Source organism: Bifidobacterium sp. LH_230 (genome assembly GCF_056357555.1).
In genome coordinates this window covers 19,939-33,049 of record NZ_JBKEWJ010000010.1, presented here as the reverse complement: position 1 = coordinate 33,049, position 13,111 = coordinate 19,939, and the positions used below count along the sequence as shown (strand labels likewise).

The following is a 13,111-nucleotide window of genomic DNA, read 5'->3' as shown; positions in this document are numbered from 1 at the left end:
GCGAGGAGGCAAACGGTCCAGTGGACCGTTTGCCGACGGAGCCATCCGTTTCCCACACCCCGCCACATCAACCCGGATACAAAAAATGGGCAGCTACAGAGCTACCCATTGACATTAAGCGTTCATCCGTCTGACGCTCCCCCAGTCAGCTTCGCTGACAGCCCCCTCAGCCGAGGGGGCCAAGGTAAAAAGGAGACTCAGGCCTCAAGCGCCTTGACGATGTTGGCCTGGATCACGTCGATCTCGCCCACGCCGTCGATGGCGACGAGCTGGCCGCGCTGCTGGTAGATGTCGAGCAGCGGGGCGGTCTCCTTCGCATAGGTGGCCAGGCGCTTGGCGATGGCCTCCGGGGTGTCGTCGGAACGGCCCTGCTCCTTGGCGCGCTTGGCGATGCGCTCCATGAGCACGTCGTGGTCGGCGTCGAGGGCGACGACCTTGTCGAGCGGGGTGCCCAGCTCTTCAAGCATGGCGTCAAGCGCCTCGACCTGGGAGGCGTTGCGCGGGTAGCCGTCGAGAATCCAGCCGTTCTTGGCGTCGTCCATGGCCAGACGGTCCTTGACGATCTTGTTGGTCAGCTCGTCCGGGACCAGCTCGCCCTTGTCGGTGTACTTGAGGGCCTCGAGACCCAGCTCGGTCTTGTTCTTGATGTTGTAGCGGAAGATGTCGCCGGTGGAGATGGCCGGGATGCCGAAGTGCTCGGCGAGCAGCGCGGCCTGAGTGCCCTTGCCCACGCCCTGCGGGCCCATGATGAGAAGACGCATTGTTGTTCCTTTGTGTGTTGGGTGTTTGGAGAAACGGATGGCTCCGTCACTGGACAGTCCAGGGGACTGTCCGATTCCTCGCGCGGCCTAAGATCAGGTCAGGCCGCAGATGGCTCCGTCGTCAGACAGCCCACCGGACTGTCTGACTCCTCGCGCTGACGCCTGCCAAGCGGGCGTCAGCCTTCGACGTGGTCCACGTTCTCGAGCAGGAAGCCAGTGTACTGGAACTGCTCGGTCTGGGCCTTGGCCTGACGCAGCGTGTCAAGGCCGACGCCCGCGATGATCAGGATGGTCGTGCCGCCGAACGGCAGCTGCGTGTTGAGCTGCAGGCCCATGATGAGCACGGTCGGGATGAGCGCCACGAACAGCAGGTAGATGGCGCCGACGGTGTTCAGGCGGTTCATCACGTAGCTCAGGTAGCGGCTGGTGGCGCTGCCGGCGCGGATGCCCGGGATGAAGCCGCCGTACTGCTTCATGTTGTCGGCGGTCTCGTCCGGGTTGAACGTGATCTCGGTGTAGAAGAAGCAGAAGAACACGATCATGAGCGCGTACAGGCCGATGTACCACACGGACGTGGTGTTGGCGAGGTTGTTGTTGATCCACTTGACCCAGTTCTGGTCGGTGGAGCCGAACTGCGCGATCAGGGTCGGGATGGCGAGGATCGAGGACGCGAAGATCGGCGGGATGACGCCGGACATGTTGATCTTCAGCGGCAGGTAGGTGGACGATCCGCCGTACATCTTGCGGCCGATCATGCGGCGCGTGTACTGGACCGGGATACGGCGCTGGCACAGTTCGACGAAGTCGACGAAGATCAGGATGACGAGCAACACGCCGGCGACGATCGCGAACTTCGGCCAGTTGCCGTCGGTGCCGTTGGTGCCCCAGCCGATCTCCCACAGCTGCGGCAGGAAGCCGGAGCAGATGGACATGAAGATGAGGATGGACATGCCCTGGCCGATGCCCTTGTCGGTGATGAGCTCGGCCATCCACATGATCAGGCCGGTGCCGCCGGTCATGATGAGGACCATGACGACGAGGTTCCACACGGAGCCGTCCGGGATGACCTGCGAGCAGGCGTAGTTGAACAGCGCGCCGGAACGGGCGGTGACGAGGATGGTGGTGGACTGCAGCACCGCAAGTCCGATGGTCAGGTAACGCGTGTACTGCGTCAGCTTCGCCTCGCCGGACTGGCCCTCCTTGTGCAGGGCCTCGAAGCGCGGGATGACGACGCGCAGCAGCTGCACGACGATGGACGCGGTGATGTACGGCATGACGCCCAGCGCGAAGATCGACAGCTGGAGCATGGCGCCGCCGGAGAACAGGTTGACCAGGCCAATGAAGTTCTCGGACGCGGTCTTCATCGTGCCCACGCACTCCTGCACGACCTTGTAGTCAACACCCGGCGTCGGAATGAACGATCCGATGCGGTAGATGATGATCATGCCGAAAACGAACAGTATCTTATTTCGTAGCTCTTTGGTACGGAAGGCCTGGATTAACGTCCTCACCTGGGTTCCTTTCCATATGTGCGCCCCATGCGCACCCGTCCGGACAGACTCTAACCGACGAGTCTAGCGTACAGTGTCTACCTCTGCCCCCATGCAGCAGCCGTTCTGTCCATAATTTACGTGCGATCATACGCAATGACCCCCGCCCGCGAATCGCGGACGAGGGTCATTAGTCGTATCGCAATGCGGTCATCGCAGCGAAGAGTAGGAACTACTCCTCGGAGACGGAACCGCCGGCGGCCTCGATCTTAGCCTTGGCCGATGCGGAAGCCTTCACGCCCTTGATGTTGAGCGCAACGGTGACCTCACCGTCGCCCAGCACCTTGACGGGCTGGTTGGCGCGCACGGCACCCTTGGCGACCAGATCGGCGACGGTCACGTCGCCACCGGCCGGGAAGAGCTTGGCGAGAGCAGCCACGTTCACGACCTGGAACTCCTGCTTGAAGGGGTTCTTGAAGCCACGGAGCTTCGGCAGGCGCATGTAGAGCGGCAGCTGGCCACCTTCGAAGCCCGGACGAACCTGGTAACGCTTCTTGGTGCCCTTTTCGCCACGGCCCGAGGTCTTACCCTTGGAGCCTTCACCGCGGCCAACGCGGATGCGATCCTTCTTGGCGCCCGGAGCCGGACGCAGATCGTGCATCTGCAGGATAGTGGTTTCTTCTTCTGCCATAATCAGTCGACCTCCTCAACGGTGACCAGGTGGCGCACCGTCAGGATCATGCCGCGAGTGTTCTTGTTGTCCTCGAGGACAACGCTCTGGCCGATCTTGCGCAGACCGAGGGTCTGAGCGGTGGCGCGCTGCTTGGGCGTACGGTTCACCAGACCGTGGTGCAGGGTGATCTTCAGGTTAGCCATCTATCACTCACCATCCTTCTGCTGAGCCTGAGCGGCGGCCGCAGCCTCTTCGCGAGCCTTGCGGGCCTCGTCGATGCCAGCGGCGCGAGCACGCAGCAGGGCGTCCGGGGCGACCTCGTTGAGGGCCAGACCACGGCGAGCCGCGATCTCTTCCGGATCTTCGAGCTGCTTGAGGGCGGCCACGGTGGCGCGAACCATGTTCACAGCGGTGGCGGAGCCCATCGACTTGGTCAGGATATCGGTGATGCCGGCGCACTCCATGACGGCGCGGACCGGACCACCGGCGATAACGCCGGTACCCGGGGCAGCCGGGCGCAGCAGCACAGTGCCGGCGGCGTCGTGGCCGATCACCGGGTGGGTGACGGTGCCGCGGACGCGCGGGACGGTGAACATGTGCTTCTTGGCGTCGAGCTGGCCCTTGGCGATAGCGGCCGGGACCTCGCGGGACTTGCCGTAGCCAACGCCGACGGTGCCGTTGCCGTCACCGACGACCACGAGCGCGGCGAAGCTGAACGTACGGCCGCCCTTGTGGGTCTTGGACACACGGTTGATGGTCACCACGCGGTCGAGCAGCTCATCGCCCTGCTTCTCTTCGCGACGGTTGCGACGCTCGCCACGACGGCCTTCGCCGCGCTGGCCACGACGGGACTTGCGGTCCTCGTTCGCGTTGTTGGTCTCAGCCGCCTCAGTGTTCTGAGTTTCTTCAGCCACTTGGGTTTCCTTCTGAGTTTCGTCGCTCACAGTGCCAGACCTCCCTCGCGGGCGCCTTCAGCGACAGCTGCAACGCGACCGGTGTACTTGTTGCCGCCACGGTCGAAGACGACGGCCTCGATGCCAGCGGCCTTGGCCTTCTCAGCCAGCAGCTCGCCGACCTTCTTGGCGGCCTCGACCTTGGTGCCCTCGAAACCGGCGAAATCGGCGGTCAGCGTGGACGCGGAGGCGAGAGTGATGCCCTTGGTGTCGTCGACGATCTGGGCGACCATGTGACGGTTGGAGCGGGAGACAACGAGACGCGGCATTTCCGGGGTGCCGAAGATGCGCTTGCGGATGCGGGCGTGACGACGCTTGAGCGCGACCTTCTTGCCCTTACCGAGAATCTGAACGCTCATATCACTTACCAGCCTTTCCAGCCTTGCGCAGGATGTGCTCGTCAGCGTACTTGATGCCCTTGCCCTTGTAGGGTTCCGGAGCACGAAGCTTGCGGATGTTGGCCGCAGCCTGGCCGACAGCCTGCTTGTCGGTGCCCTTGACGATCACCGTGTTGGCGTTCGGGACCTCGAACTCGATGCCTTCGGCCGGATCAACGGTGATGGTGTGGGAGTAACCGAGAGCGAACTCGATGCTCTTGCCCTTGAGGGTGGCGCGGTAACCGGTGCCAACGATCTGCAGGGTCTTGGCGTAGCCTTCGTGCACGCCCTTGACCATGCTGGCGACGATGGCGCGGGCCAGACCGTGCTTGGCACGGGTCGGACGCAGGTCATCGGCCGGGGTGAGGACGATCTCGTTGCCCTCGACCACAGCGGTGATGCCTTCAGGAATGACGTAGGAGTCGGAACCCTTCGCGCCCTTGGCCGAGAAGTTCTGACCGTCGATAGTGACTTCCACGCCGGCCGGGATGGCGACGGGGAGCTTACCAATATGCGATGCCATGATCTAGCTCTCCTTTCTCACCACACGAAAGCGACGATTTCGCCGCCGATGCCCCGGTCGAGGCATTCCTTCTGGGTCATCAATCCCGAGCTGGTCGAGATGATGGCGATACCGAGACCACCGAGCGGCATCGGCAGCGCGTCGGACTTCGCGTAGCGACGCAGGCCCGGCTTGGAGATGCGCTTGATGCCCTGGATGGAGCGCTCGCCGTTCGGACCGTACTTGAGGGTGACCTCAAGAGTCTGGCCGACCTTGGCTTCCTTGGCGGTGAAGTCCTTGATGTAGCCTTCACGCTTCAGGATCTCGGCGATGTTCGCCTTGAACTTGGAGTACGGCATGTCCACGGTCTCGTGCTTTGCCGCGCTCGCATTACGCAGACGCGTAAGCATGTCTGCGATAGGATCTGTCATTGTCATTTGGGCTGTTGCCCTTTCTCGCTATGGTTTCCGCCGCCCTCACGCCCGGCCATGATGGCACGGGCGATCGGGCCGCGGACCTTCAGCGTCGATGTTTACCAACTGGACTTCGTAACGCCGGGCAGCTCGCCGCGGTGAGCCTTCTCACGAAGGCAGATGCGGCACAGGCCGAACTTGCGGTAGACGGAGTGGGGACGACCACAAACCTGGCAGCGCGTGTAGGCGCGCACCTTGAACTTCGGCTTGGCGGCCGCCTTGTTCTTCAGAGCGGTTTTTGCCATATCAGTTCTCCTTGAAGGGGAAGCCGAGGTGCTTGAGGAGCACGGAAGCTTCCTTGTCGTCCTTGGTGGAGGTCACCACGGTGATGTCCATACCACGCTGGTGATCGATCGAATCCGGATCGATCTCGTGGAACATGGACTGCTCGGTGAGACCAAAGTTGTAGTTGCCCTGGCCGTCGAACTGCTTGCCGTTGATGCCGCGGAAATCGCGGATACGCGGCAGAGCCAGGGTCAGCAGACGATCCAGGAACTCCCACATGCGGTCGCCACGCAGGGTGACGTACGCACCGATGGCCTGGCCCTCACGCAGGTGGAACTGCGCGACGGACTTCTTGGCCTTGGTGATCTTCGGCTTCTGGCCGGTGATCAGGGTGAGGTCCTTGACCGCGCCTTCGATGAGCTTGGAGTCGCGGGCAGCGGCACCGACGCCCATGGAGACGACGACCTTCTGGATGCGGGCCACCTGCATCGGGTTGGAGTAGTTGAACTCCTTCTCGAGCTCGGGGATGATGACCTCGTTGTACTTCTGCTTCAGGCGCGGGGTCGCCGGCGCCTCAACGGTCGTATCGGTCATGCCAGCTCCTTTCCGGACTTCTTGGCCACGCGCACGCGCACGGTCTTCACCTTGCCGTCACGGGCCTCTTCCTTCACCACAACGCCCACGCGGGTCGGCTGCTTGGTCTCCGGGTCGATCAGCATCACGTTGGAGCGATGGATCGGAGCCTCGACGGAGACGATGCCGGACTGCTGGCCCTGCTGCGTGGCGCGGACGTGCTTCTTGACGATCTGCACGCCCTCGACGATCAGGCGATCGTCGGCCAGCACACGGGTGACCTTGCCTTCCTTGCCCTTGTCCTTACCGCGAATGACCTTGACCAGGTCGCCGCTCTTGATCTTGGCTACCATGTCAGATCACCTCCGGAGCGAGGGACACGATACGCATGAAGCGCTTGTCGCGCAGCTCACGAGCGATCGGTCCGAAGATACGAGTGCCCTTCGGTTCACGGCCGGAGCCGAGAATGACGGCGGCGTTCTCGTCGAACTTGATGTAGGAGCCGTCCACACGACGGTGCTCCTTGACGGTGCGGACGACGACGGCCTTGACCACGTCGCCCTTCTTGACCGAGCCGCCAGGGATCGCGTCCTTGACGGAGGCGACGATCACGTCGCCCAGATCGGCATAGCGTCGCTTCGATCCGCCGAGCACGCGGATGCAGAGGAGTTCCTTCGCACCCGTGTTGTCGGCGACATGAAGCCGCGTTTCCTGCTGAATCATTGATTCTCCTTAGCCGAGCTGGTTCTCCCCGAGCACCCCGCCCACCTGTACGAGCATGGGCGGGGTGACTCGCGGAGCCTTGCCGAACTTGTTACTTAGCGCGCTCGATGATGGATTCGAGACGCCAACGCTTGGTCTTGCTCAGGGGCCGAGTCTCCATAATACTCACGAGGTCGCCAACGTGCGCGTCGTTGTGTTCATCATGGGCCTTGACCTTCTTGGTGGAACGAACGACCTTGCCGTACAGCGGGTGGGTCGAACGCTGCTCGAGCTCGACGGTGATCGTCTTGTCCATCGCTTCGGACACGACGTAACCGCGACGAACCTTGCGGAAGTTACGCTCTTCAGCCATTAGTTCTCCTCAGCTTTCGTATCGGATGCCTCGGGCGCCTGGCTGATGCCGAGCTCACGCTCGCGCAGGACGGTGTACATCCTGGCGATGTCGTGCTTGACCGCCTTGAGGCGGGCAGTGTTGTCGAGCTGACCGGTCGCGTGCTGGAAGCGCAGGTTGAACAGCTCTTCCTTCGACTTCTTGAGGAAACCTTCGATCTCCTCGTTGGTCTTCTCGTTCAGATTCTTGATTGCATATTCAGCGGTACCGACTGCCATCAGATATCACCACCTTCACGAGCGATAATGCGGCACTTCATCGGGAGCTTGTCGATGGCGCGGCGCAGGGCCTCGCGAGCGACGTCCTCGGAAACGCCACCGATCTCGAACATCACGCGGCCCGGACGCACGTTGGCGATCCAGAACTCCGGGGTGCCCTTACCGGAACCCATTCGGGTGCCCAGCGGCTTCTTGGTCAGCGGGCGATCCGGGAAGATCGTGATCCACACACGGCCGCCACGCTTGATGTAACGGGTCATGGCGATACGGGCGGCCTCGATCTGACGGTTGGTCACGTAGGCCGGCGCGAGCGCCTGAATACCGAAATCGCCGAACGCGATCTCGTTGCCGCCCTTGGACATGCCAGAGCGGACCGGACGATGCTGCTTGCGGTACTTAGTCCTCTTCGGGATAAGCATCAGTTCACTCCTTCGTTTCCGTTGCGGCAGGAGCCTCAGCGGCGGCGGTCTCGGCCTTCGGGGCCTCGGCCTGCTGCTGGGCGGCAGCGTTGCGGTTGCCACGGCGCGGGCGACGATCGCCACCACGGCGGCCCGGGCGGCTGTTCTGCTGCGCCTGCTGCTGCTCTTCGAACTCACGCTCGGTCATGTCGCCCTTGTAGATCCACACCTTGACGCCAATGCGGCCGTAGGTGGTCTTGGCCTCGAAGAAGCCGTAGTCGATCAGGGCGCGCAGGGTCTGCAGCGGAACGCGACCCTCGCGGTAGAACTCCGAACGGCTCATTTCCGCACCGCCGAGACGGCCGGAGAGCTTGATACGGATGCCCTTGGCGCCGGCGCGCATCGCGTCCTGCTGAGCCTTGCGCATCGCGCGACGGAAGGTCACGCGGTTGGTCAGCTGTTCGGCGATGCCCTGAGCGACGAGCTGGGCGTCCAGAGCGGCGTTCTTGACCTCGAAGATGTTGAGCTGGACCTGCTTGCCGGTGAGCTTCTCGAGCTTGGCGCGAACCTTCTCGGCTTCGGCGCCACGGCGGCCGATCACGATGCCCGGACGAGCGGTGTGGATATCCACACGCACGCGGTCGCGGGTGCGCTCGATGACGATGCGGGACACGCCCGCACGCTCGAGGTCCTTGTTCATTTCCTTGCGGATCTTGTCATCCTCGAGGACGAAGTCGCTGTAGCGCTCGCCAGGCTTGTTGGAATCGGAGAACCACTTGGAACGATGGTTTTCAGTGATGCCCAGACGATAGCCAAAGGGATTGATCTTCTGACCCATCTTTAGCGGGCTCCTTCCTTGGTAGCGACAACGACCGTGATGTGGGAGGTGCGCTTGTTGATACGAGCGGCACGGCCCTGGGCGCGGGCGCGGAAACGCTTGAGCGTCACGCCTTCGTCCACATAGGTCTCCTTGATGACCAGATCGTTCTCGCGGAACGGCTCACCGGCCTTGTCGGCCTTGACGCGAGCGTTGGCGATAGCGCTCTCGAGGACCTTGCGAACCGGCAGGGACGCGTCCTGAGGAGCGAACTTGAGGATGGTGACGGCTTCGGTCGCCTGCTTGCCGCGGATGAGGTCGACCATGCGGCGAGCCTTGCGCGGCGTCACGCGGACGTGACGAGCGATTGCTTTAGCTTCCATGTTCTATTCCTTATCCTTTAGCGGCGGGCCTTCTTGTCGTCCTTCACATGACCCTTGAAGGTCTTGGTCGGGGCGAACTCACCGAGCTTGTGACCGACCATGGCCTCGGTGACGAACACCGGGACATGCTTGCGGCCATCGTGAACAGCGAACGTGTGTCCGATGAAATCAGGGGTGATCATCGAACGGCGGGACCACGTCTTGATGACGTTGTGGGTGCCCTTCTCGTTCTGCTCGTCGACTTTCTTCTGCAGGTGGGCGTCGACGAAGGGGCCCTTCTTGATGCTACGAGTCATCTACTCGACACTCCCTTACTTGCGGTTCTTACCATTCGGACGACGACGAACAATCATCTTGTTCGAAGCCTTCTTCGGACGGCGAGTACGAACTTCACCCTTGCCCCACGGAGACACCGGCGGCTTACCACCGCGGGTACGACCACCGTGCGGGTGATCGACCGGGTTCATGGACTCACCACGGGTCCACGGACGCTTGCCGATCCAGCGGGCGCGGCCGGCCTTACCGAGCTGGATGTTGGCGTGATCGGAGTTGCCGACCTCACCAACGGTCGCGCGGCAGCGGGCGTCGACGTTGCGGATTTCGCCGGACGGCATACGCAGCTGAGCGTAAGCGCCATCCTTGGCGACGAGCTGAACGGCGGCACCGGCGGAACGCGCGATCTTCGCGCCGCCCAGCGGCTTGAGCTCGATGGCGTGGACCACGGTACCGGTCGGGATGTTCTTCAGCGGCAGGTTGTTGCCCGGCTTGATGTCGGCGTTCTCGCCGGTCTCAATGCGGTCGCCCTGCTTGACGCCTTCCGGAGCGATGATGTAGCGCTTCTCACCATCGGCGTAGTGCAGCAGCGCGATACGGGCGGAGCGGTTCGGATCGTACTCGATGTGAGCGACGGTAGCCGGCACGCCGTCCTTGTCCCAGCGACGGAAGTCGATGAGACGGTAGGCGCGCTTGTGGCCGCCACCGCGGTGACGGGAGGTCATACGACCGTAGGAGTTACGACCGCCGGTCTTGGTCAGCTTGCGAACCAGCGACTTCTCAGGCGTGGAGCGCGTCAGATCGGAGAAATCCGAGACAGACGCGTTACGGCGGCCAGCAGTCGTCGGCTTATAAACGCGGATAGCCATAATGTAGTTCTTCCTTTAACTTTTCTCGGCTAGCCTTCAGTTGCCGAAGATGTCGATCGTCTGGCCCTCGGCGACGGTCACGATCGCACGCTTCTGGGAAACGCGCTGGCCGAAGCCAAAACGGGTGCGCTTACGCTTGCCGTCACGGTTGAGGGTGTTGACGTTCGTCACCTTCACCTTGAAGATCTCTTCGATAGCCTGCTTGATCTGCACCTTGTTCGCGTCCGGGGCCACCACGAAGGTGTACTGGCCACGATCGGAGAGCGCGTAGCTCTTCTCGGAGACGACAGGCTTGAGGATGACGTCGTGTGCGGGCTTGTGGATTGCGACCATTTAAGATCAGTCCTCCTTCGCGGCCGGCTCGGTCTTACCCGCGAGGAAAGCGTCGAGGCCTTCCTGGGTGAAGACGACATACTGAGCCGTGACCACATCGTACGTGTTGAGCTGATCGGCGAAGATCGGGTGGACGGTCGGGATGTTGCGCACCGACAGCCACTCGTTGATGTTCTCGCGGGACAGCACCACGGTGGTGAACTTGTTCTCGGTGATCGGGGACAGCGCGGCGACGGCGGCCTTGGTGGACGGGGTATCGGTGATACCGAAGTTCACCACGGCAACGCGGCCGGCGTTCGCACGATCGGACAGGACGTAGCGCAGGGCCGCGGCCTTCATCTTCTTGGGGGTGCGCTGCGAGTAGTCGCGCGGCTGCGGACCGAACACGGTGCCGCCGTGGTACCACTGCGGGGCGCGGATGGAGCCCTGGCGAGCACGACCGGTGCCCTTCTGCTTCCACGGCTTCTTGCCGCCGCCGGAGACCATGCCACGAGTCTTGGTGGCGTGGGTGCCGGCGCGGGCAGCAGCGAGCTGAGCCACAACGACCTGGTGGATCAGCGGGACGCGGGAGGCGACCTCTTCGGCGGTGTGGCCGAAGATCTCAGCCGGAACCTCGACGGTGCCGGTGGTAGCGCCCTGGGCGTCAGACACGTTCAGAGTAACGTTTGCCATGATTGATCAGACTCCCCTTACTTCACTGCCGTGCGGACGAGAACGATGCCGCCCTTCGGGCCCGGGATCGCGCCCTTGATGGCGAGAATGCTGTTCTCGGCATCCGCGGACATGACGGTCAAGCCCTGAGCGGTCGCGGTCACGTGACCCATGCGGCCGGCCATACGCTTGCCCTTGAGAATACGGCTCGGGGTAGCGCATGCGCCGACAGAGCCGGGGCGACGCTCGTTCTTGTGAGAGCCGTGAGAACGACGGTAGGATTTGAAGCCCCAGCGCTTGATGGTGCCGGCGAAGCCCTTGCCCTTGGTGGTGCCGGTGACGTCGACTTCAGAGCCTTCCGGGAAGAACTCGATGGAGAGCTCCTGGCCCGGCTCGTACTCGGCGGCGTCCTCGGTGCGCACCTCGACGAGGTGACGGCGCGGGGTCACGCCAGCCTTGGCGAAGTGGCCGGCGAGCGGCTTGGTCACCTTGGTGGGGTCGATCTGGCCGTAGCCGATCTGAACGGCCTTGTAACCGTCGGTCTCTTCGGACTTGACGGCGGTCACCACGTTGGTGGACACATCAACGAGGGTGACGGGGACGAAGAAACCGTTCTCGTCCCAGACCTGAGTCATGCCGAGCTTCTTGCCCAGCAGAGCCTTGTGGCTACCTCTCTGCGAAGTCATAGTGGTTCCCTCCTCCCTTACAGCTTGATCTCGATGTTGACATCTGCGGGCAGATCAATGTGCATCAGGGAGTCCACGGCCTTCGGGGTCGGGTCCACGATGTCGATGAGGCGCTTGTGAGTGCGCATCTCGAAGTGCTCGCGAGAATCCTTGTACTTGTGAGGAGAACGAATAACAACAAAGACGTTCTTCTCGGTCGGGAGCGGAACCGGGCCAACCACAGTTGCGCCCGCGTTCGTCACCGTTTCGACGATCTTCTTCGCCGATTGGTCGATGACCTCGTGGTCATAGGACTTAAGCCTGATGCGGATTTTCTGTCCCGCCATTGCCGTCCGCCCTTTCTAGCGATTCGTGTACTGTTTACCAGCCTGCTTCGAGGGCACCGGCGGACCTGGCCGCAGCAAGACACACCTCGTACGAGGTGATGCTTGTGGCCAAACCACATCAGTGCGCGGCATCCGGGCTTCCACTCGCGTGGGTTTCCGTTCCGCGCTCGCTTTTTTGATTCCAATTTGCGAGCCCAAATCAGGCAACTTGTTTATTAAAGCACTAGGTATGGCCTTAATGAACTCGGGCGTGTCGCGACCGCGACACGCCCTTCGTGCTGTCATATCTCCTCGGGCTTCCTTATCGGTCGCCCTCGGCGTCGCCTACGGACAGTCCACCGGACTGTCCGCTCACGGCGCCGTGGACGTGTCGCCCGGATGCTGTCATATTTCCTCGGGCTTCCCTATCGGTCGCCCTCGGCGTCGCCTACGAAGAGTCCACTGGACTCTTCGCTTCACGGCTCCGCGGGCGAGTCGCCGCACTCCTCTCCCCGAGGCTAACTCATATCCCATATTCATCACGACCAATCACGAACCAACGTCATCTGAACAGGCGAACTCACTGGTTTTCGTCTGTGTGGCTCCGCGGGACATACCACCGCATGCATCTTCTTATGGCTGACTTATATCCCTTATTTTCGCGGTCAATCACAAGTTCAACGAACAATCATGAGATAACGTCATCCGTCTGCTACGCAACATCGCACACTCGCTGCCGCCGCCTCCGGCGTCATCTACCGGAAAACCCACCGGGGTTCCACCTTAACGGCTCCGCAGTCGTGTCGCGCTTTGCGCGGCACACCTCTCGTACTGCCATATTTCCTCGGGCTTCCTTATCGGTCGTCTTCGGTACCCGCCTACGGACAGTTCCGAACTCTTCACTCCAAGGCTCTGCGGGAGATCTGCTGCGCACCGCCTACTCTGACTGTTGTCCTATATCGTCCGGTCAATAGCGAGGTATCGTCAATTGACGGATTTCTCTTGTACGGTTCTACGAACAGGTCATTCGGATACTG

General features: G+C 62.3%; 23 protein-coding genes. All 23 read right to left on the bottom strand.

Going from position 1 to position 13,111, the window contains the following annotated elements; all coding sequences use genetic code 11:
* Positions 1–197 precede the first annotated feature (197 nt).
* The 23 genes from AC1A0G_RS06260 to rpsJ all read right to left on the bottom strand — a co-directional run bounded on the left by AC1A0G_RS06260 (position 198) and on the right by rpsJ (position 12,095).
* Complete coding sequence (locus AC1A0G_RS06260) at positions 198–761, bottom strand: adenylate kinase (protein WP_476528350.1); 564 nt, start codon at positions 759–761, stop codon at positions 198–200.
* Positions 762–937: 176 nt separating this feature from the next.
* Positions 938–2,272, bottom strand: coding sequence for a preprotein translocase subunit SecY (gene secY / locus AC1A0G_RS06255; protein WP_476528349.1), 1,335 nt, complete (start codon positions 2,270–2,272; stop codon positions 938–940).
* A 211-nt stretch (positions 2,273–2,483) separates the two neighbouring features.
* Complete coding sequence (rplO, locus tag AC1A0G_RS06250) at positions 2,484–2,942, bottom strand: 50S ribosomal protein L15 (protein ID WP_476528348.1); 459 nt, start codon at positions 2,940–2,942, stop codon at positions 2,484–2,486.
* Between the two features lie 2 nt (positions 2,943–2,944).
* Positions 2,945–3,127, bottom strand: a complete 183-nt coding sequence (gene rpmD, locus AC1A0G_RS06245; RefSeq protein WP_163232104.1) for a 50S ribosomal protein L30 — start codon at positions 3,125–3,127, stop codon at positions 2,945–2,947.
* A 3-nt stretch (positions 3,128–3,130) separates the two neighbouring features.
* Complete coding sequence (gene rpsE / locus AC1A0G_RS06240; RefSeq protein ID WP_214372511.1) at positions 3,131–3,868, bottom strand: 30S ribosomal protein S5; 738 nt, start codon at positions 3,866–3,868, stop codon at positions 3,131–3,133.
* Complete coding sequence (rplR, locus tag AC1A0G_RS06235) at positions 3,865–4,236, bottom strand: 50S ribosomal protein L18 (RefSeq protein ID WP_214372513.1); 372 nt, start codon at positions 4,234–4,236, stop codon at positions 3,865–3,867. Before rplR ends, rpsE begins: the two co-directional genes overlap by 4 nt.
* Before the next feature lies 1 nt (position 4,237).
* Entirely contained in the window at positions 4,238–4,777 is a 540-nt protein-coding gene (rplF, locus tag AC1A0G_RS06230; RefSeq protein WP_152357689.1) for a 50S ribosomal protein L6, read from the bottom strand.
* Between the two features lie 17 nt (positions 4,778–4,794).
* The gene (gene rpsH / locus AC1A0G_RS06225) at positions 4,795–5,193 is read right to left on the bottom strand and encodes a 30S ribosomal protein S8 (protein WP_214372515.1); all 399 of its coding nucleotides are present in this window, start codon (positions 5,191–5,193) and stop codon (positions 4,795–4,797) included.
* A 95-nt stretch (positions 5,194–5,288) separates the two neighbouring features.
* Positions 5,289–5,474: a type Z 30S ribosomal protein S14 gene (locus tag AC1A0G_RS06220; RefSeq protein ID WP_003808046.1), complete on the bottom strand. Its 186-nt coding sequence runs from the start codon at positions 5,472–5,474 to the stop codon at positions 5,289–5,291.
* Position 5,475: 1 nt separating this feature from the next.
* Positions 5,476–6,048 carry a 50S ribosomal protein L5 gene (gene rplE, locus AC1A0G_RS06215; RefSeq protein WP_163232115.1) on the bottom strand — a complete coding sequence of 191 codons (573 nt, stop codon included), beginning with the start codon at positions 6,046–6,048 and terminating at the stop codon, positions 5,476–5,478.
* A complete protein-coding gene (gene rplX, locus AC1A0G_RS06210; RefSeq protein ID WP_094730276.1) occupies positions 6,045–6,380 on the bottom strand; it encodes a 50S ribosomal protein L24 in 336 nt (111 codons plus the stop codon). The genes rplE and rplX overlap by 4 nt, the downstream gene beginning before the upstream one ends.
* A 1-nt stretch (position 6,381) precedes the next feature.
* Positions 6,382–6,750 (bottom strand): 50S ribosomal protein L14, encoded by a 369-nt coding sequence (rplN, locus tag AC1A0G_RS06205; RefSeq protein ID WP_152357685.1) that lies wholly within the window; start codon positions 6,748–6,750, stop codon positions 6,382–6,384.
* 91 nt (positions 6,751–6,841) lie between these two features.
* Complete coding sequence (gene rpsQ / locus AC1A0G_RS06200) at positions 6,842–7,102, bottom strand: 30S ribosomal protein S17 (RefSeq protein ID WP_033493921.1); 261 nt, start codon at positions 7,100–7,102, stop codon at positions 6,842–6,844.
* Positions 7,102–7,359, bottom strand: a complete 258-nt coding sequence (gene rpmC, locus AC1A0G_RS06195) for a 50S ribosomal protein L29 (protein WP_094730273.1) — start codon at positions 7,357–7,359, stop codon at positions 7,102–7,104. The genes rpsQ and rpmC overlap by 1 nt, the downstream gene beginning before the upstream one ends.
* A complete protein-coding gene (gene rplP / locus AC1A0G_RS06190; protein WP_094730272.1) occupies positions 7,359–7,778 on the bottom strand; it encodes a 50S ribosomal protein L16 in 420 nt (139 codons plus the stop codon). The genes rpmC and rplP overlap by 1 nt, the downstream gene beginning before the upstream one ends.
* 4 nt (positions 7,779–7,782) lie before the next feature.
* Positions 7,783–8,595 (bottom strand): 30S ribosomal protein S3, encoded by an 813-nt coding sequence (gene rpsC, locus AC1A0G_RS06185; RefSeq protein ID WP_214372517.1) that lies wholly within the window; start codon positions 8,593–8,595, stop codon positions 7,783–7,785.
* Between the two features lie 2 nt (positions 8,596–8,597).
* On the bottom strand, positions 8,598–8,957 hold the full coding sequence (gene rplV / locus AC1A0G_RS06180) for a 50S ribosomal protein L22 (protein ID WP_033493913.1): 360 nt from the start codon (positions 8,955–8,957) through the stop codon (positions 8,598–8,600).
* A 17-nt stretch (positions 8,958–8,974) separates the two neighbouring features.
* Complete coding sequence (rpsS, locus tag AC1A0G_RS06175) at positions 8,975–9,253, bottom strand: 30S ribosomal protein S19 (protein WP_015450968.1); 279 nt, start codon at positions 9,251–9,253, stop codon at positions 8,975–8,977.
* Positions 9,254–9,268: 15 nt separating this feature from the next.
* The gene (gene rplB, locus AC1A0G_RS06170) at positions 9,269–10,099 is read right to left on the bottom strand and encodes a 50S ribosomal protein L2 (protein ID WP_219069666.1); all 831 of its coding nucleotides are present in this window, start codon (positions 10,097–10,099) and stop codon (positions 9,269–9,271) included.
* 36 nt (positions 10,100–10,135) lie between these two features.
* Positions 10,136–10,432 carry a 50S ribosomal protein L23 gene (rplW, locus tag AC1A0G_RS06165; RefSeq protein WP_219069664.1) on the bottom strand — a complete coding sequence of 99 codons (297 nt, stop codon included), beginning with the start codon at positions 10,430–10,432 and terminating at the stop codon, positions 10,136–10,138.
* Positions 10,433–10,438: 6 nt separating this feature from the next.
* Positions 10,439–11,104, bottom strand: a complete 666-nt coding sequence (gene rplD, locus AC1A0G_RS06160; RefSeq protein WP_163232126.1) for a 50S ribosomal protein L4 — start codon at positions 11,102–11,104, stop codon at positions 10,439–10,441.
* Positions 11,105–11,121: 17 nt separating this feature from the next.
* Entirely contained in the window at positions 11,122–11,769 is a 648-nt protein-coding gene (gene rplC, locus AC1A0G_RS06155) for a 50S ribosomal protein L3 (RefSeq protein WP_163232128.1), read from the bottom strand.
* Positions 11,770–11,786: 17 nt separating this feature from the next.
* Entirely contained in the window at positions 11,787–12,095 is a 309-nt protein-coding gene (rpsJ, locus tag AC1A0G_RS06150; RefSeq protein ID WP_003808013.1) for a 30S ribosomal protein S10, read from the bottom strand.
* Between the last annotated feature and the right edge of the window lie 1,016 nt (positions 12,096–13,111).